At 68.9% G+C, this 24,091-nt stretch carries 24 protein-coding genes; 10 read left to right on the top strand and 14 right to left on the bottom strand.

Going from position 1 to position 24,091, the window contains the following annotated elements:
• Nucleotides 1-932 precede the first annotated feature (932 nt).
• Nucleotides 933-3,119 carry a glycoside hydrolase family 3 protein gene (locus GB864_RS12910; protein ID WP_160425680.1) on the bottom strand — a complete coding sequence of 729 codons (2,187 nt, stop codon included), beginning with the start codon at nt 3,117-3,119 and terminating at the stop codon, nt 933-935.
• A gap of 75 nt (nt 3,120-3,194) precedes the next feature.
• Nucleotides 3,195-4,550 carry an MFS transporter gene (locus GB864_RS12905; RefSeq protein ID WP_160425678.1) on the bottom strand — a complete coding sequence of 452 codons (1,356 nt, stop codon included), beginning with the start codon at nt 4,548-4,550 and terminating at the stop codon, nt 3,195-3,197.
• A gap of 97 nt (nt 4,551-4,647) precedes the next feature.
• Between GB864_RS12905 and GB864_RS12900 the strand changes: the two genes are divergently transcribed.
• Nucleotides 4,648-5,298 carry a TetR/AcrR family transcriptional regulator gene (locus tag GB864_RS12900; RefSeq protein WP_160425676.1) on the top strand — a complete coding sequence of 217 codons (651 nt, stop codon included), beginning with the start codon at nt 4,648-4,650 and terminating at the stop codon, nt 5,296-5,298.
• Nucleotides 5,299-6,040: 742 nt separating this feature from the next.
• Here GB864_RS12900 and GB864_RS12895 read toward each other — a convergent pair.
• Complete coding sequence (locus GB864_RS12895) at nt 6,041-6,559, bottom strand: DUF1643 domain-containing protein (RefSeq protein WP_160425674.1); 519 nt, start codon at nt 6,557-6,559, stop codon at nt 6,041-6,043.
• A 76-nt stretch (nt 6,560-6,635) separates the two neighbouring features.
• Between GB864_RS12895 and GB864_RS12890 the strand changes: the two genes are divergently transcribed.
• Nucleotides 6,636-8,039, top strand: a complete 1,404-nt coding sequence (locus tag GB864_RS12890; RefSeq protein WP_160425672.1) for a competence protein CoiA family protein — start codon at nt 6,636-6,638, stop codon at nt 8,037-8,039.
• A 10-nt stretch (nt 8,040-8,049) separates the two neighbouring features.
• Here the strand turns inward: GB864_RS12890 and GB864_RS12885 are convergent, their stop codons facing one another.
• Complete coding sequence (locus GB864_RS12885) at nt 8,050-8,454, bottom strand: PPOX class F420-dependent oxidoreductase (protein ID WP_160425670.1); 405 nt, start codon at nt 8,452-8,454, stop codon at nt 8,050-8,052.
• A gap of 2 nt (nt 8,455-8,456) precedes the next feature.
• The gene (locus tag GB864_RS12880) at nt 8,457-8,957 is read right to left on the bottom strand and encodes a MarR family winged helix-turn-helix transcriptional regulator (RefSeq protein WP_160425668.1); all 501 of its coding nucleotides are present in this window, start codon (nt 8,955-8,957) and stop codon (nt 8,457-8,459) included.
• 69 nt (nt 8,958-9,026) lie between these two features.
• On the opposite strand from GB864_RS12880, the gene GB864_RS12875 reads away from it, so the two are divergent.
• The 3 genes from GB864_RS12875 to GB864_RS12865 are packed head-to-tail and all read left to right on the top strand — an operon-like array spanning nt 9,027 to nt 11,029.
• On the top strand, nt 9,027-9,923 hold the full coding sequence (locus tag GB864_RS12875; protein WP_160425666.1) for an NmrA family NAD(P)-binding protein: 897 nt from the start codon (nt 9,027-9,029) through the stop codon (nt 9,921-9,923).
• 24 nt (nt 9,924-9,947) lie between these two features.
• On the top strand, nt 9,948-10,373 hold the full coding sequence (locus tag GB864_RS12870; protein ID WP_160425664.1) for a DUF6069 family protein: 426 nt from the start codon (nt 9,948-9,950) through the stop codon (nt 10,371-10,373).
• Complete coding sequence (locus tag GB864_RS12865) at nt 10,370-11,029, top strand: NAD(P)-dependent oxidoreductase (protein ID WP_236779092.1); 660 nt, start codon at nt 10,370-10,372, stop codon at nt 11,027-11,029. The genes GB864_RS12870 and GB864_RS12865 overlap by 4 nt, the downstream gene beginning before the upstream one ends.
• A 114-nt stretch (nt 11,030-11,143) precedes the next feature.
• Here GB864_RS12865 and GB864_RS12860 read toward each other — a convergent pair whose 3' ends face one another.
• The 4 genes from GB864_RS12860 to mobF all read right to left on the bottom strand — a co-directional run bounded on the left by GB864_RS12860 (nt 11,144) and on the right by mobF (nt 16,725).
• The gene (locus tag GB864_RS12860; RefSeq protein ID WP_160425661.1) at nt 11,144-12,397 is read right to left on the bottom strand and encodes a coiled-coil domain-containing protein; all 1,254 of its coding nucleotides are present in this window, start codon (nt 12,395-12,397) and stop codon (nt 11,144-11,146) included.
• Between the two features lie 9 nt (nt 12,398-12,406).
• Nucleotides 12,407-12,682 carry a hypothetical protein gene (locus tag GB864_RS12855; protein ID WP_160425660.1) on the bottom strand — a complete coding sequence of 92 codons (276 nt, stop codon included), beginning with the start codon at nt 12,680-12,682 and terminating at the stop codon, nt 12,407-12,409.
• A gap of 92 nt (nt 12,683-12,774) precedes the next feature.
• A complete protein-coding gene (locus tag GB864_RS12850) occupies nt 12,775-13,155 on the bottom strand; it encodes a sulfate permease (protein ID WP_160425659.1) in 381 nt (126 codons plus the stop codon).
• A gap of 114 nt (nt 13,156-13,269) precedes the next feature.
• A complete protein-coding gene (gene mobF / locus GB864_RS12845) occupies nt 13,270-16,725 on the bottom strand; it encodes a MobF family relaxase (protein ID WP_160425684.1) in 3,456 nt (1,151 codons plus the stop codon).
• Between the two features lie 171 nt (nt 16,726-16,896).
• Between mobF and GB864_RS12840 the strand changes: the two genes are divergently transcribed.
• Together GB864_RS12840 and GB864_RS12835 are read left to right on the top strand one after the other, a co-directional pair.
• The gene (locus tag GB864_RS12840; RefSeq protein ID WP_160425658.1) at nt 16,897-17,496 is read left to right on the top strand and encodes a hypothetical protein; all 600 of its coding nucleotides are present in this window, start codon (nt 16,897-16,899) and stop codon (nt 17,494-17,496) included.
• An 81-nt stretch (nt 17,497-17,577) separates the two neighbouring features.
• Nucleotides 17,578-17,865, top strand: coding sequence for a hypothetical protein (locus tag GB864_RS12835; protein WP_160425657.1), 288 nt, complete (start codon nt 17,578-17,580; stop codon nt 17,863-17,865).
• Between the two features lie 9 nt (nt 17,866-17,874).
• Here GB864_RS12835 and GB864_RS18580 read toward each other — a convergent pair whose 3' ends face one another.
• The 4 genes from GB864_RS18580 to GB864_RS12815 are packed head-to-tail and all read right to left on the bottom strand — an operon-like array spanning nt 17,875 to nt 20,947.
• On the bottom strand, nt 17,875-19,017 hold the full coding sequence (locus GB864_RS18580; RefSeq protein ID WP_336603989.1) for an alpha/beta hydrolase family protein: 1,143 nt from the start codon (nt 19,015-19,017) through the stop codon (nt 17,875-17,877).
• A complete protein-coding gene (locus tag GB864_RS12825; protein ID WP_160425656.1) occupies nt 19,014-20,003 on the bottom strand; it encodes a hypothetical protein in 990 nt (329 codons plus the stop codon). Before GB864_RS12825 ends, GB864_RS18580 begins: the two co-directional genes overlap by 4 nt.
• Nucleotides 20,000-20,464, bottom strand: coding sequence for a hypothetical protein (locus tag GB864_RS12820; RefSeq protein ID WP_336603988.1), 465 nt, complete (start codon nt 20,462-20,464; stop codon nt 20,000-20,002). Before GB864_RS12820 ends, GB864_RS12825 begins: the two co-directional genes overlap by 4 nt.
• Nucleotides 20,465-20,524: 60 nt before the next feature.
• Entirely contained in the window at nt 20,525-20,947 is a 423-nt protein-coding gene (locus tag GB864_RS12815) for a hypothetical protein (RefSeq protein ID WP_160425652.1), read from the bottom strand.
• Between the two features lie 334 nt (nt 20,948-21,281).
• Here GB864_RS12815 and GB864_RS12810 point away from each other — a divergent pair, with 334 nt between their 5' ends.
• Genes GB864_RS12810 through GB864_RS12800 form a run of 3 tightly spaced genes read left to right on the top strand, consistent with a single transcriptional unit; the run spans nt 21,282 to nt 23,919 of the window.
• Entirely contained in the window at nt 21,282-22,349 is a 1,068-nt protein-coding gene (locus tag GB864_RS12810) for an ArdC-like ssDNA-binding domain-containing protein (protein WP_160425650.1), read from the top strand.
• Nucleotides 22,346-23,242: a bifunctional DNA primase/polymerase gene (locus GB864_RS12805; RefSeq protein WP_160425648.1), complete on the top strand. Its 897-nt coding sequence runs from the start codon at nt 22,346-22,348 to the stop codon at nt 23,240-23,242. The genes GB864_RS12810 and GB864_RS12805 overlap by 4 nt, the downstream gene beginning before the upstream one ends.
• Complete coding sequence (locus GB864_RS12800; protein WP_160425646.1) at nt 23,230-23,919, top strand: DUF2637 domain-containing protein; 690 nt, start codon at nt 23,230-23,232, stop codon at nt 23,917-23,919. Before GB864_RS12805 ends, GB864_RS12800 begins: the two co-directional genes overlap by 13 nt.
• On the opposite strand, the gene GB864_RS18575 is transcribed toward GB864_RS12800, so the two are convergent.
• Nucleotides 23,903-24,091, bottom strand: a 189-nt coding sequence (locus GB864_RS18575; RefSeq protein WP_236779091.1) for a hypothetical protein, incomplete at its 5' end; no start/stop codon positions are given. The two genes, GB864_RS12800 and GB864_RS18575, sit on opposite strands and share 17 nt — an antisense overlap.

Here is a 24,091-nt window from a genome sequence, read left to right as displayed (position 1 = left end):
CTTCCTCGACATCCGCGCGCCGGAGCCAGCCCTGCAGCGTCATCGGGTGGATCCCGAAGCCCTTCGCGACCTGCTCGATCGTGACACCGGACTCACGATACGGGCGACGCGCACGACGTCATCACGGAACTCGGACGGGTAAGGCTTGGGCACGGAAACATCCTTCCAGGCTCACCCTGAAGGCAAGCCAACTCAGATGTCACCTACCCGTGCAGCAGACCCGTCGGATTGGAATCGCGTTGCTGGGTCTGGGAACGCCCCTCGGCCGTAGTCGGTTCACAGAATGCGGCGCAAACTGGCACGGCATCCGCGGACTTCCCTCCACCACGAGGTCGCATTGCCACCGTGAAGCGAATGTCCGCCAAGTCGCCACCGACGCGACGCGCTGCGCACGCTTCGGCACATTCCTGCAGAGCCTTTGAACTCACACCCCAGGCCGTGTTGCCCGTGCGGACATTGCATGCCCCGACGACGACACTGTTCTCGGCCCGATCCTTTGCCGATCCCGCGGCAAGTTCGGCAACCTTACCGTCCCGCAAGGCATTTGCCTTTGCAAGCAGCGCGGACTCGTCAACCGTTGGCATCGCTGTTCGACGCTGAACTAAGACAATGGGCACATATTATCGCGTTACGTTCTCGCAGACGTCAACGGGAGCGGAAGAGGAGCCTGGCGTGGCTCGCTTGCCGACTTCTCCGGAATGGTCCGACCCATCTCTCCGAACGGACGGTGTTGAATCGATCGATTCGATCCGGTCGATTTCCGGCAGGGACGACGACTCCGATGACGGACCGGATACCGGTCCGTCATCGGCGGGGCTTCGTGCCTGCAAGGGATCGCTTGGCCTGAACGGACGCCATCATCAAGGCGGTGCAGATGATGGTGCAGACGCCTCCCTCGACCAGGATCAGGCCGTCGCGACGGGCGGTCCAGGTCAGATGCGGGCGGCGGCTACGCTCACCTCGGAGCGTCGGACGGCCGCGGGGTCGCCGGCGTGCGCCGCCGCCTCGATCACGATCGAGCCCGCAGGGGCGTGGAACGCGCCGTCGTGCCAGCGCTGCGTCGGCCGCAGTGATCCGACGATCCGGACCTCGGCGTGGCCCCCCGCGTCGACCCAGACCGGGGCGAAGCCGATGAGCACCCGCTCGGGGAAGTCGGCCTCGTCGAGGCGGGCGTAGAGCTGCACAACGTGCCGGCCGCGGCGCGCACCGGTGTTGGCGACCGTCGCGACGGCGACGACCTCCTCGCCTTCGACGCTCAGGATCTCCAGGGCGTCGATGGTGAAGTCGGTGTAGGAGAGTCCGAATCCGAGCGGGAAGGCCGCCGCGTGCCCGTCGCGATCGAGCAGGCGCTGCCCGAACCAGCGGTCGTAGGTGATCGCCGTCGCGTCGCGGTCGAAGAAGGGCAGGTGCGCCTCGTCGGTCGGGATCGAGTAGGGCAGGCGCCCGACCGCATCCGTCGCGCCGAAGAGCACCTCGGCGAGGGCCGCACCGCCTTCGCTGCCGCTGTACCAGCCGAGCACGACGGCCGGCACCTCGTCGCGCCACTCCTCCGTGATGACGGCGCCGGCGCTGACGATCACGACGACCGTGCGCGGGTTCGCCGCGGCGGTCGCGCGGATCAGGGCGACGTCGTGGTCGGCGAGCCGGAGCGAGAGCCGGTCGCCGCCGTCCGCGTCGCCCATGACGTTGCCGTGTTCCTGGCCCATGCGCTGCAGGTCCACGCCGGCAGGGAACGGCGGGAAGACCGCGCGCACCTCCGGCGTGCTCATGCCCTCGGCGCCGAGGTACTCGCCCTCGTCGGCGGCGGTGTAGCCCACGACCACGACGGCGACGTCGGCGTCGGCTGCGGCGTCGGCGGTCGCTGCGAGGTCGTCCCCGGGCAGGACGTCGATGCGGGCATCCGGCAGGAACTCGCGCAGCCCCTCGAGCGGCGTGATCACGTGCGGGGTGCGCACAGTGGACGAACCCTTGTCGCCGGTGTTCGCGACGTCGGCCAGCGACCCGACGAGCGCGATCCGACGCGTCGCAGCGGCATCCAGCGGCAGCAGCGGCCGCTCGCCGACGGGCTCGTTCTGCAGCAGCACGATGGCCTCGCGGGCGACCTCGCGGGCCAGCGCGCGGTGCGCAGGCGAGAAGACGACGTCCGAGGCGGGCGACGGGGCGCGGTCCGCGCTGTAGAAGCGCAGCTGCGTGGCGATGATGCGCAGCGCGGCGCGGTCGACGTCGGCCCACGAGGCGCGCCCCTCGGCCAGGTCGTCGGGGAGCCGGTTCGCCCGCTGCTGCCGCAGCGGGGCCTCCACGTCGAGCCCGGCTCGCAGCGACTTCGCGGTGTCGCGCAGCCCGAAGATGAAGTCGGTGATGGTCACGCCGTCGAATCCCCACTCGTCGCGGAGGATGTCCGTGAGCAGGTTCTCGTTCTGCCCCGCCCATTCGCCGTTGACGGAGTTGTAGGACGCCATGACGCCCTCGGCGCCGGACTCGATCGTGCGCCGAAAGTGCGGCAGGTACACCTCGTGGAGGGATGCATCGTCGACGGTCACGTCGACGGCGAACCGCGCGTTCTCCATCGAGTTCAAAGCGAAATGCTTGACCATCGCCATGCCGTGGCGGCGGACGCCGCGGGTGACCGCCGCGCCCATCTCGCCGAGGATGAGCGGGTCCTCCGAGTACGTCTCCTGCACTCGGCCCCAGGCGGGGTGTCGGGGGAGGTTGATGCAGACGCCCGCGAAGAGGTTGCCGCCCTGGACGCGCATCTCCGCGCCGATGGCCTCGCCGACGCGTTCCTCGAGGTCGACGTTCCAGGTGGCCCCGCGGGCCATCGCGACCGGGAACGCGGTGGATTCGCCCATCACGACACCGCGGGGGCCGTCGCTGAAGCGCAGCCCCGGCAGTCCGATCCGGGCGATCTCGCCCATCACGATCGGGCGGACGTTGTACGAGTGCCCCATCTCCCCCATGCCCGACCAGAACTCGCCGTCGCCGTCGAGTAGCCAGAGCCGCTCGTCATCGGTGAGCGAGTCGACCAGGGCTCGTGCCTCGTGCTGCGGGTCCGCTCCGTTGCGGATGCGGTCGACGGCGCGTCCGAACGCGCTGTCGGGGTCGATGAGATGTTCCGACATGAGAGGTGCTTTCTGTTCTGGAATGGGGTGGTTCGGTGCGGCCCGGGCGGTCGAACCGCCCGGACCACGGCTGTGTCAGCGGACCGACTTGATCCGCAGGATCACCAGGCCGCCGAGAAGGGTGAGGATGCCCGCCACGACGTAGAGCAGCGGGTAGTTCTGTTCACCGGCACCGACTCCGATCGCGAGGATCAGGGAGGCGGCGACCGGCGCGGCCGCCTGCGGGATGGTCACGGCGAACTGGGTGATGCTGATGTAGCGACCCGCATCGGTGTCGCGCTCAGGGAGCACGTCGATCATGAGCGCCTGGTCGACCGCGGAGAACACGCCGATCGCGAAGTTGCCGAGGACGCTGCCGAAGATGAGCAGGGTCAGATCCGGCGCGATCGCCTGCAGCACCGTGCCGAGAAGGAAGCCGACCGCGGCGACGAGGATGAACGGCTTGCGCCGCTTGAACCGGTCGGACAGGAAGCCGCCGCCGATGGCACCGAGGATCGTGCCGGCCACGCCGATCAGGCCAGCGATGGCGATGAGCCCGCCGACCTCCTCCACCGACAGCCCGAGTCGGGCGGAGTAGAAGAACGCCGTGAACGTCGTGGCGAGCGTCAGGCCGAAGAAGAAGAGGAATCGGCCGAGCCAGTTCCAACCGAAGTCGCGGTTCTCCATCGGGTTGAAGAGGTACTTCGAGAGGACGGACTTGGCGGTGAGCGGGGTCTCGAAGACGAGCCCGCGGCTGTCTGCTTCGCGGTAGCGGGCCACGAACAAGCCGACGAGGACGAGCGCCACCGCACCCGGCACCAGGAACAGCGCATACGGCGAGGAGGCGAGTGAGCCGGCGATCGCGGAGCCGAAGACCGGGGCGACCATTGTGGCGAGGCCCGTGATGCCGGCGACCTTCCCGCGCTGGGATTCGGGGAGCCGGTCGGCCTGGATCGTGACGAAGTTGTTGATCACCTGGCTGAACGTGATCTGCGCCAGCACCCATCCGATCGCGAGGGTCAGGAGGTTCGGGGCGGCCGCGAGGACCACGAGCGCGACGGTGCCGCCGATCATGCCGCCGATCAGCCAGGGGCGACGTCGACCGAGCCGCGAACGGGTCCGGTCGCTCAGCTGACCGCCGAGCGGTCCGACCAGCAGGGCTGCGAGCGAACCGACGCCGAGGACGTAGCCGAGGTACTCGGCGTGCCCGGGCGCGAGCGCGGCCACGCGGATCGACAGGGAGAGCGCCAGCGGCGTCACGAACGCCAGGTAGACGCCGAACACGCCGCCGAAGAGCAGCCAGATGAAGGCGGGGCGGACCTGAGGCAGGTCAGGCTGCTCGCCGACGTGGGCCGCAGCCGCCAACGCGACGGCCTCTTCAGCAGCGACCGGGCCCGCGAGCGGGGCCGCAGCCCCACCGAGCGCAGAAATATTGTCGTCGTTCTCGTTCATCAGACCTCATTGTCGAGTCGAAGCGCCGAAAGTACCTTTCCAGCGCGATTTTCGATGACCCTACATGAAGTTAGCGCCCCGATGGTAGTTTCGATGGATGACCGCGACCGCACGAGGCCCCTATGCGAAGACCGCAGCCGTTCGGCGACGGATCCTCGACGCCGCCCTGGAGGTCTTCTCGGCGACCGGTTACCGCGCAACGACGATGAAGGAGATCGCCGAGCGCGCCGGGATGAGCCAGCGCGGCCTCGTCCACCACTTCGCGAACAAGGCCGACCTGCTCGCCGCCGTGCTGGAACTGCGCGAAACGGAGAGCGCACTGCTCATGCCGCCCCTCGGCTCGTCGATCGAGGCCTTCGCCGGCATGCTCGATGTTGTCGCCGAGAACAGCCTGCGCCCCGGACTCGTGGAGCTCTACAGCCTGCTCACCGCGGAGGGCGCGTCACCGGAGCATCCCGCGCACGCGCACTTCGTCGAGCGCTACGCGGGACTCCGGTCCTACTTCTCGGCTGCGTTCGAATCCCTCCGGGCGGACGGCGAGGTCGACTCCGTGCTGGACTCGGACCAACTCGCAGCCGGATTCCTAGGTCTCATCGAGGGTCTGCAGATCCAATGGATCTACGACCGACGCGCGATCGACCCCGAGCCGATCCTGCGGGCGTATCTGGCAGCCGTCATCCCCCGCTTCACCGAACTCACGGCCGCCACCCGAGCATCGCGTGCGGCCGCGCCGCACCGCAGCCGCTGACGAGGGGCACTGCGCACCTACAACCGCGCCGGGAGCGCTCGCTGAGACCGACGTGATGCGCAAGGCATACTTGGCACGAGATCCGGGATGCTCCGAGAGGCGCAGGTTGCACGTCAGTACCGAACTGCACCCAGCCGCTGTTCTCGAGCACGAGGTTGAACCGTTCGGGCGTCGCAGTCACAGGCGGTGCCCCGGTCCCAGGCCGAGCGAGGCGAATCGACCTGCCACTGACGGCCCACGCAGCACTCCCGAGACGAGCTGAGACACCTCGGGATGCCTCGATGACGGCGTGCGCACCGACCCGGGCCGCGCGCATTTGTGGTGAAGAAACGGTGATCTGCTCAAGTGCTCGCCCCTTCAGTAGGACGAGAACTCCTGATCAGAACCAAATAGGAGTAGGGCGGACGGGACTTGAACCCGTGACCGATGGACTCGCCCAGGCCTTCGTGGCCCTACTCCGCATCTCGGTGACTGCTCGACTGATCTCGACATGACCGGGGATTTCTCGCCGATCTTGAAACTGCGCCTTCCAGAATACTCGGGATGCCTCGGAGCACCTCGACCGGGCTCGGGTCGAATAAACGTTGGATAAACGTTGACGCATCAAGTCCCACGCCGCTCTATGACCTTTGCCTCAAGGTCCACCGGCTGAGCAAAATCCAGGCCCGATTCGGTCGGGCGGCTGGACGGCTCTTCCGTTCGGCCGGGAGGGTGCTGCCGAATCACCTCAGCGAGTCGATGGTCAGTCCACTTGAGGAAGCGCTTGTCGCCCGTCTGAGCACGGATTCCCTCGGGGCATCGGGTGCCGCGGATCGTTGCTCGCGGTGAGCCCGTCGAGGGTGAACAATTCGACGCCGAGCCGTTCGAGCAGGTCGAGGACGTCCTTCTTTACTCGACGCAGCGTCTTATGTCTGAGCTGCCCCCAAGCTCCGAGCACCTCGCTCACTCGGTACTGTGTGAGGACGCTCTCGATCGCCGCACAATTCGCAGCCGAAAGCGCCGGGTCGTAGGCGCTGAGGTCCGCCGCGTTGGTCGCCCGCTCTGGATATAGATTCAGCATCAGCCAGCGCGGATGGCGGTTGTCGATGCTGGACTGAATGAGTCGGTTCACCGTTTTGTCGGCCCTTATGGTCACCGGCTTCCTGACGGTCGCGGTCACGGTGATCGTGACGCTGTTCTGGATCGTCATGTGGATCATCGGGAGCGCGTCCAGCGCATCGACCGAGTACGGCGCCTGACCGTGTAGAGCCTCCTCTTCCATTCCCCTCCTCCCCCAGTTTGGGTGGCATCTCTGCGATATCTCGCTCACGATCCGCAGGAATCGGTACCCTCGCGGCGTGCGAACCCACGGAGCATCGAGACTCGCGGACTTCATCGGGGCCTCCGACCCACGCGTCGTCTACGCGCGCGAGATCGCAACCGACGCCGTCGTCCACATGCCGGATGGTGCGGCTGAGCAGTTCCGCGAACGTGCTCGTACCGGTGAGCTCATCTGCGTGGTTCCTGGGTGCAGTTCACCCAGGCTGAAGGCAATGAACCGCGGCGCTCGTCGCGACGGGTTCGCCCACCACCACGCGGTCGACAAGCACGCGCCGATGGGCGTGCACCACCTCCAGGCGCAGCTGATGCTCGCGCGATGGCTCCGTGAGAAGTACCCGGACGCCGAAGTCGAGCTCGAGGCGACGACCGAAGACGGCCGCCGGCGCGCGGACGTCATGCTCATCTCCCCCACCGGCCGGCGCGCGGCCTTCGAGGTGCAGTACGCAGCTCTGACACCTCGGCAGTGGCAAGCACGGCATGACGACTACGTGAGGGATGGCATCCTCGACATCTGGCTGTGGGGGCACGTACCGCCACACCTCCGCCGCGTTCGCGGTGCCGACGAGACCGTGGCGCCGACGCCGGTGATGCAAACGCTCGCCGAGCAGGGGCATCCGCTGCTCTGGATCAACCCGGATGCTGAACAGCTGGGCGTCGCGGTCAGGCAGGCGTGGTCGCCCGACGCCGAGCACTACCTCTCGCTTCGGGTCCGCGAACAGGCGAATCTGGTCGTGCTGCCGCTCGATGTGTGCCGGCTCGACGGGGCTCTCGGATTCACCTGCCGGTTCATCGATCAGGTCCGTCGCGCGGAGCAGCTCGCGCACGCGCTCGAGGCGGCAGCCGCAGCGCGCGAGCAGAAGCGGATTTTCGACGAGGCCGAAAGCGCGCGCAACGTCATCGGCTTTCTCAAGCGGGTAGCCGCGAAGGCCGCAGCGCGGCTGGAGCCCTGGCGCGCGCAACCCGAGCGTGCGGCGGTGCTTGCTGCGTACGGCGGCGACTGGCCGACGTTCCTCAACGTGCAGGTGGACGGCTACTCAGAGCGGGCGGGCGGCAGGATTCAGATCCAGATGCCGTGGGAGCCCGAGCACTGGGAGGGCCTGCTCTACGCGCGGTTCATCCACGAGAAGCCGTCGGGGACGAGGGTCACGTTGAAGGCGATGGCTCAGACGCTGGAGGCCGCCGACTCGGATGTCCGGTACGCGTATGAGGCAGTGCAGTCATGGAGCCGGGAGCTCGTCGCGCACCGCGTGCTCCGCCGTGAGGCCTTCGAGCGCGCCGGCGGCGAACAGGGCATCCGGTACGTCGTCGGCGACCTCGAGCAGGTCGCCAAGAACCCGCGGTACCGGCGCGGGCTGTCGGACTCGTTCGGCAGGCACCGCCGTGAGTCGTCATCTGCACTCTCGATGCCGGACGACCTCTGAGCGGCGATGCCTACCCGACGTTGCGGGCGTTGACCTTCAACGAGTGCGCGGGGGTGTCGGTCTCATCGATGCCGAAGCTGATCACGCGCTCCGGGTGGATCCGGATGATCGGCCCGGCCGGGCTCTCGAGGACCGCTTCGGCACGGCCCCGGATCTCGAGGCAGCGCGGTCTCCAAGGCTGAACCGACGCGAGGTCGTCGACGACGAACGCGACACGCCCGTTGTCGGCGACGTTGCGGTACTTCCTGCTTCGCGACATGTTGTAGCCCGAGATGTCGATGGTGCCGAGGGCCTGGTTGTAGCGGAATCCGACCGGGCTGACCTGCAGGGTCCCATCGGGCTGGGCGGTCGCGATGCGACCCAGAAGCTGGCTGGCCAGATAGGCGAGTTCGGTCGGGGTGAAGTCGGTGGTCACGGTCAGCAGGCTCCGGTTCGATCGGTGTATGTGGGCGCGTCGGATGCCTCAGCCGAGGCCAGGATCTTCAGCAGCAGTGTGCGCAGCGTCCGCTGCTCGGACTCGCTGAGCGCGGACAGGAAGTCGGCTTGAGCCTCGGCCGCCCAGGTCATCAGACCAGTCGCGAGACTCCGGCCGCCGTCGGTGAGGGCGACGATGACGCGGCGACGGTCTGCGGCATCCGGTTCGCGAATGACCCAGCCCCGCTTCTGCAGCACTTCGACGTACGCGCTGATGTGGCTGCGGTCGGTGCTCAATCGCCGGGCGAGCTCATGCGGCGGCAGCGCGCCGAAGTCGGCGAGCGCGACGAGCACGCCGTACTGCGCGAGCCCGATGCCGTGCTCTTTCAACTTCGCGACGAGTGTGCGATTGCCGACATGGGCAACATTGCCGGCGAGATACGACGGCAGCGCGAGCAACGATGGCGGACGGTGAGACGCCGACAGCTCATCCTGTGATTCCATATTGCTATAGTAGCAGCCCGCCACTATCTCGCGATCGTATCGACGACCGCGTTTCCTCGAGGAGGACCCATGTCCACGACCGTGTTCGTCGCCGGAGCCACAGGCAACCTCGGCAGCAAGATCGTCACCGAACTCGTCGACCGCGGCGCCACGGTTCGAGTGCTCGTCCGCGAAGGCAAGGCGGATGGCGGAGACGCGCTCCGCCACCTCGTCAGCACTGGAGTCGTCGACGTCGTCATCGGCGACCTGAGCGACGACGTCGCCATTCTCGCTGGGCATCTGGAGGGCGTCGACGTCGTCGTGTCCGCCGTCCAAGGCGGACCCGACGTGATCGTCGACGGCCAGACCAACCTGTTGCGCGCGGCCGAGGCGGCCGGCGTCACGCGCATGATCCCTTCCGACTTCAGTGCCGACCTGCATCGGCTCGACTACGGCGACAACCTGTTCCTCGACATGCGCAAGAAGGCCGACGAGGCATTCGCAGGCAGCACGGTGAAGCCGACGTTCGTGCTCAACGGCGGATTCATGGAGGTCATGCTGGCACCGTTCATGGGCATCGTCGACCTCGAGCACGGCACGTTCTCGTACTGGGGCGATGGTGAACAGGCGCTCGACTTCACGAGCATTCCGGACACTGCCGCATACGCGGCCGCAGCAGCGCTCGACGAGTCCGCCGCCGACCGCACGGTCTCGGTCGCCGGTTCCGTGCTCACGATGACGCAGTTGCACGCTGAAGTCGAGCAGGCGACCGGCCGCACGCTCGAGATCCGCGAACTGGGAACCGTCGACGACCTGCGGGCCGAGATCGAGCGTCGCAAGCAGACCGCGACGAACCCCTACGAGTTCGTCTCACTCCAATACCAATGGGCGATGGTCACCGGCAAGGCCAAGCTCCAGAACCTCAACAACGCCGACTACCCCGACATCACCCCCACGACCGTGGCCGAATTCCTCGCCACCCGCTGACGCCCCGCGCAGAACAGGAACATCATGACCGAGACCGTCCTCACCCCCGCCGCCTCGCCGGCGACCGCCCACCGCCCCTTCTCCCCCACCGCCTTCTCGATCAGCGTCGCCACGGCGGTCATCCTCAACGTTGCGGTCTTCCTCATCGCCTCGGCTGGCGGCGCATCGATGATCATCGAGCAGCCGAGCGAGTCCACCCTCAACGTCGGCATCGTGATCGCTGCGACCCTCGTGCCTCTGGCGCTGGCCGGACTCGTGACCTGGTTCCTGGCCCGCCGTCGCCCGGTGCTGCGTACCGTCCTCGCCTGGGTCGGACTCGCTGTCGCGCTCGTCTCCTTCGCCAGCCCTCTCTTCGTGTCCGCAGACCTTGCGACGGGTCTCGCCCTGGGCGCAATGCACGTGATCGCCGGCCTCGCCTGGTTCGTCGGCGTGCGGAAGCCTCGGGCATGACCTCGAACCCATCGAGCTCGCTGCGGCTGATCGTGTTCGGGGGCTCGGGCCGCACCGGACGCCTCATCGTGGACAACGCCCTCTCCGACGGCCACACCGTGACCGTCGCCGCACGCGATCCAGCGGCGATCGCAGCCGCGAACCCCCTCCCCGCTGCGGCCCGAGTGATCGCGACGGACGTCCGGGACGCGGCATCCGTGGTCCGCGCGATGCAGGGTCACGATGCTGGGATCCTCGCCGTCAGCACTCCGGCCAGGAAGCCCGACTCGCTGTACTCGAGCGCGGCGCGCAACATCGTCGAGGGTGCGGCGAAGACAGAACTGTCGCGCCTCGTCGCGATCTCATCCGGTGGTGTGCGGCAGGATGACCCAGCGCTGCCGTTCTGGTACCGCAAGTTCCTCATTCCGTTCGTCATGAAGGACCTCTACGACGACATGGGCGAGATGGAAGCCGCCATCAGAGCGAGCGCCCTCGACTGGACGATCGTGCGGGCCAGCTACCTGCGGGACGAGCCCGCCCGAAGCTCGTATCGGGCGATGGATGGCGCCACCCCGCGGGGAGGCTGGAAGCTCGCTCGCGCGGACCTCGCCCGGTTCACCACCGATCAGCTGCGAGACGGCCGCTGGTCGCGCCGGACGCCGACCCTTGCAGAGTGACGGCGCGGCGCGACCCTCCCGCTGAGCTACCCGATATGCGTCAGAGCTGCGAGATCTCCTTGCTTGCCTTGACCTCAAGTTGACCGCGAGGTACTTCGCACGTGTCAGCCGAGCTCAGTGGAGGACCCTGAAGCTCCATGCGGGGGGCCCCAGCTGAGCGCCTTCGTTCCGGGCCAGATGCACGCGCGCACGCACTCGCCGCTCCACCGCCCGCAACTCACCGTCCGGCAGCACCGCCGCGGCTTCTGGGTGAACCTCAGCAACGGCCATTCCCACGACTAGCGCTTCCAGCCCGGCGGGCGGCTTCCCGTTCCGTCGCCGGAACCGATTCTCGAGCTCGGCGTCAGCGATCAGCCGCGTCGCATTCCGGTGGATGTACGTGACCACCGACTGCACGAGCTTCTCGAGCTCCGCCTGCCGCTCCTCGCGGCGCACCACCGCCCGCGTCGTCCGCACCGCCGCCGCGACATCGCGGCCGGTCAAGAGATCGGTACGGATTCGCCGGCGAAGCACCGCTTCGACCGCCCGCGCGTAGAAATGCTGCTCCGCATCGATCGGCGGCAGCCCGGCCTGCTCCCGCCGCTGCAGCGCCGCCCGGGTATCAGCGCGCAGCTTCACCCGGTGCTTGCGCACGTAATCGAGCAGCGCCTCCGCGGACGCCGCCGACTGCCGCAGCCGCCGCGCAGCCTGCGGGTCCTCGAAAAACGCCGACGCGGCCCGGTCGTTCGCCCGCCGCTCCGCCGCAGACGTCGGATGCAACCGCCGCGGCGGTAGTCCCTCCCGAACCAGCTTCCGCCGCAGGCGCCGCGCGGCCGCGTTCGCCTCGAGGTCGGCCTGGCGCTTCGCCGGATCCTCGCGGCGCTTGCGCTGATACTCCGCGCGCTTGTCCTTGTTCCGTTCGGCCCACTCCTTGCGGAGCTCGGCCATGCGCTCGGGATGCTCGTCACGCCAGGCCGTCGTGCGCTGCCGCGAGGCATCCTGGTGGCGACGGTGGTAGTCGCGGTTGTAGGCGCGGACCTTGTCGCGATTGACCTCGACCCAGCGACGATGTTTCTCCCGCACCCGCTCTGGGTGGGCTTCCTTCCACCGGCGTGAGCGTTCCGCAGCCTTCCGCCGCTGCGCACGTTCGCGGCGCTGCCGTTCGGCGGCGCGCGCCATGGACTCGCGGTTCAGCTGCCGTGCGCGTTCGAGGTTGTTCAGGCGCCACTGGCGGTTGCTCTCCCGGATGCGCTCCCGGTTCGCCGCGACCCACTGCCGCCGGTGCGCCAGGCGACGCTCGCGTTCCTCGTCAATCTGACGCGACCCGGGCGAGGCATCCGACTTCGACGCTTTCCGCGTCGTGCCGTTCGCCCCGCCCGTGCCGGCCATGCGCGACTGTCAGTCGTCCGCCTGCGGCGGGGCGAGCTCGATCGTGAAGTCGACCAGGTCGTGCCGGTGCGCCGTCGGGTTCGTGATCACCAAGCCCACCAGCATCCGCAGTTCGGCCCGGGCGTCGTCGTCGACGTCGATGCCCTCGAGCGCTTCGAGGCAGAACGTCACGTCAGCCTGGAGGTCGTACGCCTCGTCCTCGACGACGATCTCGGGGTAGTAGAACAGCGCCGCGAGCGCCGCCCGGCCGAGCAGGTCGTCGAACTGATCCTGGGTCGTCGTCATCATGGGCCTCCTGGGTCGGCGGACTCGTCCGGGACCAGCCTGCCGTGCCAGGCAGGTGCGCGGGCGCTCCCGTGCCGGTGGAGGCAACGGCCTCAGCGGGTGGCGACGAGTTCCGGTTCGACCTCGTCGATGGATGCCTCGTCGAACTCCCGCGCGACTCGGCGGCGGATCTGCGCCTCGCGGCGGCGCACGACGAGCAGGCGGAGGAGGGTCGCGGGGCCGGCGATGAGGAACTTCATGGCGTTCCAGAAGCAGAGCAGCACGAGCACGTCGAGCCAGCCGGCGCCGTCCTGGCCAGCGAGGCCGGCGCACACGAACGCGCCGAGCAGGTACGGCACGGCGAGCAGCATCGCGACCGGCCCCCATTTGAGCCCGCGGCGAGTGTGGAGGGCGTCGAGCAGGAGGTTGGTCGGCATCATGCGACGCAGCGCGAGTCCGGCGCGGACACCGGCGAGGGTGATGAGTGCGAACATGCGGCAGCCCTTCGTGTTCGGCAAGGAGAACGATGAAGGGGCCGCCGGAAGCCGGAGGCTCATGCCGTCGCCCGATGCGACGGCCTACTGCTGAGAGCTTGCCTAGTTCGGACGCTATACCCGAAGACCGACGTCCCCGGCCGACGAGCGGACATTCTGCATTCCCCACCTCTGTTCGTCGACCTCGGTCTGCGCGAGCCGGCGCGCCTCGACGAGCGCTGCTTCCGCCCGCACGAAGTCGGTCTTCTGAGCCTGCGAAACGGGCGCCGCACCGAGCGGTCGCACCCCGATGACGCCGTACCGATCCCGATACGCGGCCACAGTCGCGACGCTCCTGAGCCACATCCCGGCAGCGGATCCGCGTGGCTGCTCCCCCAGCGCCCCGACCCACGGCTCCCCCGCCTGTTGCGCGCGAGCGACGAGCTCGCGTGCCCGCGATTCAATGAGTCGGCTTCGCTCGACGAGGGCGTGCCGCGTCTCGTCATCCATCTCGCCGAGCGCCCTCGGGATGAGCCCGGCCACGAGCAGCGGCGACCTGCGCGCCCGCCCGGCACCCCGAGCATCCTCGGCGATCGCCCGCCGAACCCGCCCGACGAGCACGGCGGCGATGTCCTGCGCATCCTCGAACCCGCGGCTCGCGACGACACTCGCCAGCAGCGCCGAGGCATCCTGATGCGACGCCTCGACTCGGCGCAGTTCGGCGCCGAGCGGGCCGAACGCGTCGGAGGCGACCACCGCATCCACCTGCGCCGGCGCGAGCCCCGACGCGCGCACGAGGCCGACCCACCGGTCGTGCTGAGCGGCGGCCGCAAGGGTCTCGTACTCGGCGGCGAGCTGCGCGATCGACCCCCGCTGCTCGTGCTCGGCCACGAGCGTCTCGTGCGCGGACAGTTCGGCGCCGACATGGGCGAGCACGCCGAAGAGGATGCTGCGCGCCGTCTCCCGATCGTCCTGCCGCAGGTGCGCATCGCCGTGGGCGGAGTCGGGGCGATCGAGGGCGACGTAGGCGAGATTCGCGCGACGGCCTCGGGTCATCGCGACGTAGAAGTTCTCGCGAGTCATGCCCGCGGCGACGACGACATGGGCGCGCTCCGTCGTGATGCCCTGCGCACGGTGCGAAGTGACCGCGTACCCGAGCTCGAGGTGCTCGCGCACGTACCCCGGCGGCAGCACGATCGGCGCACCCCACCGGCTCCCTGCCTTGCGCACTTCGAGGGCGCCGCCGCGACGGACGGCCAGCACCGTCCACCGGTCTCCGTTACGCACCCACGCACGTCCGGCCCTCAAGCGGCGGTCATTGCGGCGGGTGATGACCGTGTCGCCGACGGATGCCGCAGTGCCGTCCCGCAGCCCGACCTCCCGACGCGCGTCGACCCGGCCGTCCAGGATGCCGTCGGTGCGCGCCCGCAGGTTCAGCGCAGCGACCGCGTCGTTCGAGTCGCTGATGAGCACGCTCGCCCGCCCGGCCCGAGCATCCTCCCGCCAGGCCAGATAGGCGGCGTCGGCCATCGCGTCGCCGGACCCCTCCTGCACGCGATCGTGCGCAACGTACCGGTCGATCACCTCCGGATCGCCTCGACGCAACGCCAAGGATGCCGCTTTCTCCCACTCCTCGACGAAGCGGTGCACGTCAGTCAACTCCGGCGCATCGGCCCGATCGTGCACGAGCATCGCGAACGCCCCGCCGGCATCGACGGACTGCAACTGCGCGTGATCGCCGACGAGCAGCACCTTCGCCCCGGCATCCGCGGCGAGCGCGCTCACGCGGTCGAGCGCGTGCGTGCTCGCGAGGGATGCCTCGTCGACGATCACGAGCTGGCCGGCGGTGAAGGATGCACCGTGCGCGAGGTGCTCCGCCCACCACTTCGCGAGGTTCTCCGTGGCGATCCCGAGATCCGCGGCGAGTACGAGCGCGGCGGCGGCCGATGGTGCGAGGCCGACGACCGAGCGAGGACCGTACTCGCGCTCCCACGCTCGGCGGAGCGCGTTCATCGCGGTCGTCTTTCCGGCGCCGGCCGGGCCGACGAGGACGTCGAGCACCCGGCCGGAACCGGCGATCGCTGCGAGCGCCTCGTATTGATCGGCGGCGAGCGTGCCGCCTCCGGGCAGCTTCTCACGGGCCTGCTCGCGAAGGACGGCCGGCGCGAGCTTCGGTGCGGTGGCGTCGTTCGTCCGCTCGAGCAGTCGCGACTCGGCCTCGATCAGGTCGATCGAGGTGTAGATCTGCGAGTGACGCGGTCGGAAGACCGACGTGCCGTCGTCGCGGCTGAAGGTGGCCGGGCTCGTGGCGAGCTCCGGCGGGGTGAGCTGCAGCGAAGCGGTCTCGGCGGCGTCGACGACGAGACCGATGACGGCCTCGCGGTCGAACGTTGTGGCGAACCGAAGTTGCATGGTCTGCCGGGCTGCTTCGGCGGCGAGATTCCAGTGCCGCCACGTTGCACGCTTCTCACTGACGGCGTGGACGACTTGTGCGCCGAGCGCCCGGGTCTCCTCGAGCGGGACGTCCTCGGCGCGCAACACAGACAGCGCCGGTTGCACGGTTGTATTGCGCGCCCACGCCGTTGCGTCCGTGCCGAGTACGTGCCCGGCGCGCGCTCGCCAGGTCGCGGTGAGGTCGGCGAGCGAGCGCACGGTCTTCTCGGGCCGCGTCGTGAGCGTCGCCTGCGCACGCAACTTCATGATCACAGCCGCACGCGGGCGGCGCCCGTGCTCCGCCACGTAGACGGCGATCAGCCGGTCGGTCTCCGCATCGATGTGCCGCGCACGCGTCGAGAACTCCTCGACCAGCGCCTCGGGCACGCTCGCGACCGACCACGCCGGGTTGCGATCGTGACCGCGCGCACGCTGCTCCCACTGCACGCCAAGCGCACGGGTGAGGCGATCAGCGAACAGCGCCTCGTGCAACTCGGACAGCGCAACGACCGCCGCATGCAACGGCCTACCATCGAGCGAGCGCCACTTCCCGTCGAGCACGGTCTGCACCTTGTTGCTGATCACCACATGCGTGTGCAGATGCGGATCCCCCGCCCGCGAATCGAAATGATCGAACGCCGCCGCGATCAACCCCACGACCTCCACTTGGGCAACCGCACCGTCACCCGACGCCGCGCCCGTACGCGTGGCAGCGACCTCGCGCTCCATAAACGCGAGCACATCCGCAACGGCCTCATGATGCGCCCGCGCAATCACCTCCTGCGTGCGCGCATCGGCAACACCCCACAGGATGCTCGCCGACTTCGGCACCGAGAACGTGAAGTCGAACCCGGCGACAGCACGCCGGCGCGCGGCGCCCTCGGAATAGACGGGGTACGCCAGCCCGAGAGCCTCCCCGGTCACCGGATCCCGGCCCATGCCCACGAGCAACTGCAGTTGCGACTCAGTCACTTCGTTGCCGGCCGCGATCAAGCCGCCGCCGAGCGCACGAACGCCGGAGCCCATCCACCGGCCGGGCGGGGTTCCCTTCGCCGCGTAGTACCGAGTCAGCGGCATCGAGGCCGAGCGATCACCGTCGGCCGCCGCGACGCTGCGGAGCAAGTACCGGAACCCATCCCCGGCACTCATCACCCGCATCGAAACCGTCACCGCGCCACCTTCCGAAGTCACGGACGAGGTGCGCGCCCCTCGACCTGCAAGAGGCGTGGCGACTGTTGCTTCGGCTGCTTGGGGCCGTTCGCCCTCGGAGTGGACAAGGACCACAACTGTGTCTTTCTACACGGGCGAGATCACTCGTACGGTTTCGAGATGCCTCCCGAACCGTCCCCAGAATCCTCTGAGCATTGCGATGACCCCGGCGTCTTCTGCATCAACATCCCGCCGGGGGCCACGTCTCAGACCTTCGAGGTCGAGATGAGCGCGACAGTCACGTCCTCTCCGTGGCTTTTCCGCGCACCCGACAACCTGCTCGAGATCCTCGTTCAAGTCCTACCCACGTTCATGGTCGCAGTGGCAGCGATCGCAGTTTTCACTCGAGAACGGAGCAGCATTCGACCGATCGCGTGGTTCTGGATCACAACAATCGCCGCGACCTTCCTCGCGTTCGAAGAAGCGATCCTCCTCTACCAACTGCTCCTCGTCGAGCGGGACCGCATGCAGATCTGGCAAGTGTTCAGCTTGGCAGTCGTTCCGATCATCGGCTCGATCGCACTGCTTCGGATTGCACTCCATCCTGGAGCTCCAGCGGCCAACGCGACGGACACCAGTGGGGCTCCTTCTAGCGAAACTAGTCGACCCACGACAGCCGCACCGGGCGAGCCTAGCCCAATCGCTGTCAGGCACCTCGGCCGGTCCCGACTGCGCGTTGCCCGCGCTCGGGTGCGTGTGGCTACTCGTCGCACCCGCTGACATCTTCCCCAGACCCCGCCGAGTCGCCTCCCTGACCTCGCCGAGTCGCAGGACCAATCGTTCGAAGGTATGTTCGAAGGCATGGGTCAGAATCGGCGGTATGGCAGTGACAACGACACCTCGTCACTCAACGAGGTGCTGATCAAGCCGGTGCCGATCAGCTTGAGCGACGACGAGCGCGGGATGGACGTCACGCGACCCGAGAAGGGCATCCCCGTGCACGCGTGGGTGCGGTTCCCCGAGACGCCGATCCGGGTCTCCGGCGAGGCCATCGCGTGGACCGGCAGGGCCGTGCTCGTCGAGTTCAAGCTTCGCGGCGGGGCGACGCGGCGGGCGTGGGTCTGGGCGAACGCGGTCGATCGCGACTGATCGGCCGGGCTACTCGAGGCCGGCGATCCAGTCGGCGACGATCGCTCGCCAGCGGTCCGGGTCGGCGTTCCAGGTCATGGTGTGGTCGGCGTCGAAGTCTTCGACTCGCACCGCGGCAGGCACGCCGGCCGCGAACTTCGTCGTGAGGGCGAATGGCACCGAGGTGTCGCGGGTTCCGTGCAGTACGAGCGTCGGTACTTGCAGCTCGTGAGCTCGGTCGATCCAGTCGAAGCGCGCCGTGTCGACGGCAGCGGGCAGCCCGAGCAGTCGGGCGAGGGTCGGTGAGTCGAGCCACGGCACCGCGAGACCGCCCACCCACCGCGGCAGACCGGCGCGTGCGCAGTTCTCCTTGATCGTCTCGACCCAGTCGAGCACGGGCGACTCGAGCACAAGCCCGGCTACATGGCCGAGGGCGCCGGCCCGTGTCGCGAGCTCCAGAGCGATCGCTCCGCCCATCGACCAACCGAAGAGGATGACTCGTCGCGCACCCTGCTCAAGTGCATAGCGAATCGCTGCGTCGACATCATCGGCCTCAGTGGCGCCGAGCGTCGATCGTTTCCATCCAGCTTCCGGCCCTTCGCTGTCGTTCCGATACGTCACGACGAGCGAAGGCAGTCCTGCATCCGCGGCGACCTGCACGCCGCGGAGCATCCCGGCCCGAGTGCCGCCGAGCCCGTGGATGTGGATCGCCCAGGCATCCGACTGTCCTCTGGTGGGCTCGATGAGCCATGCCGGCGCGAGACCACCCTCGGTCCGCACTGCGACACCGACGCCGTCGAGTCCGGCGTCGGCCGGCGTCTCGAAGTACATCCCGCTCCACGAAGCACGCACGCCAGGTTTGAGGGACTCGGACCCCGGCTCCCCAACTATCTCCCGGCCGACGAGCATGCCACGATCGACGACGGTCTCGCCGAGCTGCACCCACGCACCGTCGTAGAGGATGAGATTGAAGCGTCCGGGCGTCACCGTCTGTGCGGTTCGGTCGATGACGACGATAGGTCGCTCCCCCGAGTCATCCACTTCTCGTACGACGAGATCGAACCGGCGCGACCCGACCGGCGCAGTGACCTTTCGCGCGATCACGAACCCGACCGCGCCGAGAGCGGCCGCGGCGGCGGTCGCGATGCCGGCGATGACGGCGACGGCCTTCACGCGTCGACCCGGGGAGATCGGGCAGCCGGGTCCTCGCCGACCAGGTGGCGTTCGGCGGCTTCGAGGAGCATCCGGTCACGGTCATCGAGTTCGAAGCTGACGCGGCCGTCGATCATGGCGTCGCGGATCTCGACGACCTGGCGATGCAGGAGCGCCTCGGGGTCGCTGGCATCGATCGGTGCGCCCGCGACCTGGCTGATCCCGGGCCGCAGCGTCGTCGCCGCGAGCCACACGGGGTCGAGTTGGTGCGAGAGGTCCCGGGTGCGACGCGCGCGTTTGCGGGCTTGGATGGTGCGGGCGACGGGTTGGCCGGCGAAGCCGCTGCAGAGGAACAGGAACGTCAGCAAGTAGACGGTTCCGTAGGCGGAGGATGCGGCGAGCATGAGGTTGAGATTGCCGGTCACGTGCGCGAGGTCCATGACGTAGACCTCGAGCGTCAGGGTGACGCCGAGTGCACAGCCGACGACGAGCAGTATGGGCGGAACGGCGAGGATGCCGTGGCTGGGTCGCGCGTAGCGGGCTGCGACTGCGGCCATCGCGATCAGCACGATGGCGTAGTAGGTGAAGTGCAGCATCGAGTATGTCGCGGCTGCCGCTTGGTCGCCGAGATCGAGCATGAAGGTCGTGGTAGTCGCGCCCCGGTCGATGAGGAAGAACGCGACGGCCGCCGCGACGACGGCGATGGCGAACGCGACGCGACCGAGCGCGACGCGCACGAGCAGCGGCGGATGCTCGGCGGCTTTCAAGACGCCGCGGCCAAGGAAGAACACCCCCGTCATGAGCGCCAGGTCGGCGAACAGCGTGACGAGATTCGTGCCGCCCAGGACGGGATCGACTCCCAGGTAGACGACGTCTATGTTCAGCGTCACCGAAATCGCGATGGTCAGGGCCGCCCAGGTGATGCTGCGTTCCTCGCGTCCGCGGCGGAGGATGAGCAGGCTCAGCACGAGCATCCACATCAGGACGGCGACGAGGATGGCGATCATCCGAAGATCTCCACGAACCGGTCATCGTGGCGTGCCGCGCGGCGGATGCCCGCCGCGAACCGATCGGCGAGCGACTCTGCGGCGATCTCGTGCGGCGAATCCGGGTCCTGCCGACGCAACAACCGGCGCCGCGTTGCCGCCGGAATGTCGGGGAGCAGGAAGTCGGGCTCGTCATCATCCTGGGCTTCGAGGTGCCCCAGGAGCAAGTGGGCAATCTCGTGGAGCACGAACTGCTGCCGGTGCAGCACCGAATCGGTCGGCTGGTGCACGACGAGGTCGATCTGCTCGTGCAGGAGCACCGCCGCACACAGGCCCGCCTCCTTGCCGAGCCCTTCGATCTCGACGATGCGGATCGGTCGTCTCCGCCGACGTTCGCTCGCCGCGGTGAGCTGGTCGAAGGTGAACGCCTCGCCGAGCTCGAGCTCGCTCAGCACGGTCGAGACCGCAACGTCGGTGTGCACGGTGTCGTTCCCCCTTCGGACGCGGTAGGGCATCGTCCCGGGCGCTCCTCGCGCCCGCACTCACCCCTGTGCGAACTCCTTGTCGAGATACCTGCTGATCGCCTGCAGAGCCTCGGGCGAGATGTCGCCAAGGGTTCGGGCAGCGTACGCCTTCACCCGTGCCGCCCGCATCGCCCGGACCAGATCGAGCTGTGCGCTCACTCGCTCGGGCGTCGCACCACCGGTCTCGCCGGCGATGAAGGCCGGCTCGACATCGAAGTACTCGGCGAGCCCGTCGAAGAGCTTCCGATCGTTGACGTACCGGTGCCCGTTGACCATGTACGTCCACCGACTTCGGGAGATCTTCACCCCGCGATCGGCGAGGAACGCGGCGATCTCGGTGAACGTCGGTTCGGCGCCGCGCTCAGCAGCGACGACGTCGATCAGCAGCCGCAGTCGTTTCGCCAGGTCGTCCGCGGCGACCAGTTCCGCCTCGTCGGTCATGTCGTCGTCCCCTCTCCCCTTCGGGTCAGGTAGGGCTCTCGTCGGGGCGCCGCCCGGCTTCGAGCAACGCGCTTGAACTACGTTGGCCATGCGTAACGGAATCAGTTGCGCACGCTCAAATCAGAATGCTAGACAGACCGCAACTCCACCATTGGGCACGCCCAATCGTCCACCCTGAACCAATACCGAACGATCCCGCGCTCCCCTGCCCCGCCGTCGAAACCAGGAAGGCGCGAGTGATCCCCTGCGCCGAGCCCATGTCTCAGGCGCATCCAGCGCACCTCTGCGGTAGCCGCGCGAACCCGCGCGGGCACCGCTCGGGAAGGTGGTCGTCGTGTCTTCGTACACACCCTCGCACTCGGATCGGGACGCCAAGGTCGCCGAACTCCACGAACAGCTCGGCGCCGCCGTCGAAGACCTCGTCACCGGAGAACAGTGGACGCGAGCCCTGGAGTTCTCCGCCCGCTTCCGCACCCGCTCCTTCAACAACCTGCTCCTCATCCATGCCCAGCACGCCGCCGCCTTCGAGGCCGGCCGCGTGCCCGAACCGACACCGACGTACGTCGCCGGCTTCAAGCAGTGGCAGGCCCTCGGCCGCAGCGTCACCGCCGGCCAACACGGCTACGGCATCCTCGCCCCGCGCACCGCCCGCTTCGCCTCCGCGGAGCCGACGCGCAGCGACTCGTGGCGGCGCCTGGCGCAGGGCGAGCGTCCGCGCGCCGGCGAGATCGTGCGGCAGAAGCTCATCGGCGTCCGCCCGGCGTACGTCTGGGACGTCTCGCAGACCGAGGGCCGCCCGATCCCGGAACGTCCCGAACCGAGGATGCTCCACGGCGAGGCCCCCGCCGGACTCTGGGACGGCCTCGCCGCCCTCGTCCAAGGCGCCGGCTACGAACTCACCACCGTGGATGCCTCGGACCTCGGCGGCGCGAACGGCCGCACCGACTTCACGGCACGCACCGTCGTCGTCCGCGGCGACGTCGACGCCGCCGCCCAGGTGAAGACGCTTGCGCACGAACTCGCGCACGTCCGCCTCCACGGCCCGACCGACAACGAGGATGCTCCGCAGCACCGCGGCATCGGGGAGGTCGAAGCCGAATCAGTCGCCCTGATGATCGGCGCCGCACACGGCATGGAGACGAGCGGCTACACGATCCCCTATGTCTCGGGCTGGGCGGCGACGGTCGCCGGCCGGACGCCGCTCGAGGTCGTGCAGTCCACCGGTGAGCGTGTGCGCCGCACCGCGGTCGACATCCTGAGCCAACTCCCCACCGAACAGCTCGGCGCGGGCGACCCGCCCGGGCTCGATCGAACCTTCGCAAGCCAGGCGGTGGCTGCCGCGGCATCGACTGCCCCGCCGAACCGCCCGATCGATCGCGTCGCATCCAGGGGGATCGCATGAGCATCGCCGAGGTCCTCTTCACCACCGCGACCCTCCGCCCGCGCGACGCGGCCTTCGCGTTCGCCGACGCGGGCATCCCCGTCTTCCCGTGCTTGCCCGACGGCAAGCGCCCGCTCACCAAGTCCGGGTTCCTCGATGCGAGCACCGACGTCGGCGTCATCGGTATCTGGTGGAGCAAGTGGCCGACCGCGAACCTCGGCATGCCGACCGGCACCGCCTCCGGGGTCGACGTCGTCGACATCGACACCGGCGCGAATGGCTCTGGCTTCCCCGCTCTCGAGCGGGCGCAGCAGAACGGGCTCGTCGACGGCGAGCTCGCCCGCGTCCGCACCCCGTCCGGCGGGATGCACGTCTACTTCCCCGCCGATCCGGCCCGACCGCAGCGCTGTTGGCAGGCGGCCAGCGCGCACGTCGACTTCCGCGGGGAGGGCGGCTACGTCATCGTGCCGCCGTCCTCGCTACCGACCGGCAACACCCGAACCGCCTACCGTGTCAGTTCGCTGAGCTCGGCGCCGCAGCATCCGGTCGATGCCGGTGCCCTCCGCGACTTCATCGCCCCACGGCCGACCATCACAACGACGCGCACCGTGACCAGCGATGAACTCGGCCCAACGCGCCTCGCCACGTGGGTCAGCCGCCTGCAGGAAGGTGAGCGCAACCACGGCCTCTTCTGGGCCTCGTGCCGACTCGTCGAAGCCGGCCACACCCCCGGCGGCATCGTGAATGCGCTCGGCGCGGCGGCCGCGAGCGTCGGACTCTCCGAACGGGAGATCGCCATCACCATCCGCTCGGCCGTGCGGCACGCCTCCCCCGCCGCGCGAACACCCGCGAGCTCGTGGCGCGAACCCGAGACACCCGCCGGACGACGAGGAGACGCCCCATGTCTGCGCTGACCTCCCGCCTGAGCGGCGTCCGCCTCGCGATGATCACCGCCATCATCGGCACCGTCTTCATCGCCGCCGGCGCCTTCTGGCTCTCGTTCACCTCGCTGAGCGATCTCGCCCGCCGCTCCGGCATCGACCCGACACAAGCGTGGATCTGGCCGCTCATCGTCGACGGCATCATCGTCGTCGCGACCGTCGCCGCCGTCGCCCTCGCCCGCTCCCGCGTCGCCTGGTACCCCTGGATGCTCCTCGGCGCCGGCGCAGCGATCTCCGTCGCCGCAAACGCCATCCACGCCGTCGTCGCCGAAACGACCGAGGTCCCGCTCGTGCTCGCAGCCTCGGTCGCATCCGTGCCGCCGCTCGTGCTCCTCGCGATCACCCACCTGACCTCCGTCCTCATGCGGCACCAGCCGACCCCGGCCCCTGCGACAGCTACCGCGCCCGCGACAGGGACCGTCCCCGCGGAGCGGGCAGCATCCACTCGCCCTGCGATCACGGCAGTAGAAGCGCATCCGCTCGGCCAGGCGAAAGCCTCCCGCCTCCGGGAGCTCGGCTGGTCGAACTCGGCGATCGCGAAGGACCTCGGCGTGCACCCGTCGACCGTCGGGCGGTGGCTACGAGGGATCGCGAGCACACCTGCCCTGCAGATGACCAACGCGAACGAGGGGATCAGCGATGGACGTTGAGGAATTCGAGAAGAACCAACGCGCCGCACGCATCGAAGCGGCCGTTCGGGCGGATCGCGAGCGCCTCGCGCGCTACCGCGGCTCCGCGTTCACCGGCCGCACGCGGCCGCACACCGCGCCAGCGCCGGGCGCACCTGGCGCGCCCGGGCAGCGCGGCGTCGCCTGGGTTCGC

This window comes from Agromyces seonyuensis (genome assembly GCF_009789225.1).
Lineage (GTDB): Bacteria > Actinomycetota > Actinomycetes > Actinomycetales > Microbacteriaceae > Agromyces > Agromyces seonyuensis.
Note: the sequence above shows the minus strand (reverse complement) of the source record. Positions and strands in the feature narration are given on the sequence as shown.

Bases quoted from the DNA above. Each gene is read 5' to 3' on its own strand.
- GB864_RS12910 (WP_160425680.1), bottom strand. From the start codon at position 3,119: ATGTCGGAACATCTCATCGACCCCGACAGCGCGTTCGGACGCGCCGTC.
- GB864_RS12905 (WP_160425678.1), bottom strand. From the start codon at position 4,550: ATGAACGAGAACGACGACAATATTTCTGCGCTCGGTGGGGCTGCGGCC.
- GB864_RS12900 (WP_160425676.1), top strand. From the start codon at position 4,648: ATGACCGCGACCGCACGAGGCCCCTATGCGAAGACCGCAGCCGTTCGG.
- GB864_RS12895 (WP_160425674.1), bottom strand. From the start codon at position 6,559: ATGGAAGAGGAGGCTCTACACGGTCAGGCGCCGTACTCGGTCGATGCG.
- GB864_RS12880 (WP_160425668.1), bottom strand. From the start codon at position 8,957: ATGGAATCACAGGATGAGCTGTCGGCGTCTCACCGTCCGCCATCGTTG.
- GB864_RS12875 (WP_160425666.1), top strand. From the start codon at position 9,027: ATGTCCACGACCGTGTTCGTCGCCGGAGCCACAGGCAACCTCGGCAGC.
- GB864_RS12870 (WP_160425664.1), top strand. From the start codon at position 9,948: ATGACCGAGACCGTCCTCACCCCCGCCGCCTCGCCGGCGACCGCCCAC.
- GB864_RS12865 (WP_236779092.1), top strand. From the start codon at position 10,370: ATGACCTCGAACCCATCGAGCTCGCTGCGGCTGATCGTGTTCGGGGGC.
- GB864_RS12860 (WP_160425661.1), bottom strand. From the start codon at position 12,397: ATGGCCGGCACGGGCGGGGCGAACGGCACGACGCGGAAAGCGTCGAAG.
- GB864_RS12855 (WP_160425660.1), bottom strand. From the start codon at position 12,682: ATGACGACGACCCAGGATCAGTTCGACGACCTGCTCGGCCGGGCGGCG.
- GB864_RS12850 (WP_160425659.1), bottom strand. From the start codon at position 13,155: ATGTTCGCACTCATCACCCTCGCCGGTGTCCGCGCCGGACTCGCGCTG.
- mobF (WP_160425684.1), bottom strand. From the start codon at position 16,725: ATGCGGGTGATGAGTGCCGGGGATGGGTTCCGGTACTTGCTCCGCAGC.
- GB864_RS12840 (WP_160425658.1), top strand. From the start codon at position 16,897: ATGCCTCCCGAACCGTCCCCAGAATCCTCTGAGCATTGCGATGACCCC.
- GB864_RS12835 (WP_160425657.1), top strand. From the start codon at position 17,578: ATGGGTCAGAATCGGCGGTATGGCAGTGACAACGACACCTCGTCACTC.
- GB864_RS12825 (WP_160425656.1), bottom strand. From the start codon at position 20,003: ATGATCGCCATCCTCGTCGCCGTCCTGATGTGGATGCTCGTGCTGAGC.
- GB864_RS12815 (WP_160425652.1), bottom strand. From the start codon at position 20,947: ATGACCGACGAGGCGGAACTGGTCGCCGCGGACGACCTGGCGAAACGA.
- GB864_RS12805 (WP_160425648.1), top strand. From the start codon at position 22,346: ATGAGCATCGCCGAGGTCCTCTTCACCACCGCGACCCTCCGCCCGCGC.
- GB864_RS12800 (WP_160425646.1), top strand. From the start codon at position 23,230: ATGTCTGCGCTGACCTCCCGCCTGAGCGGCGTCCGCCTCGCGATGATC.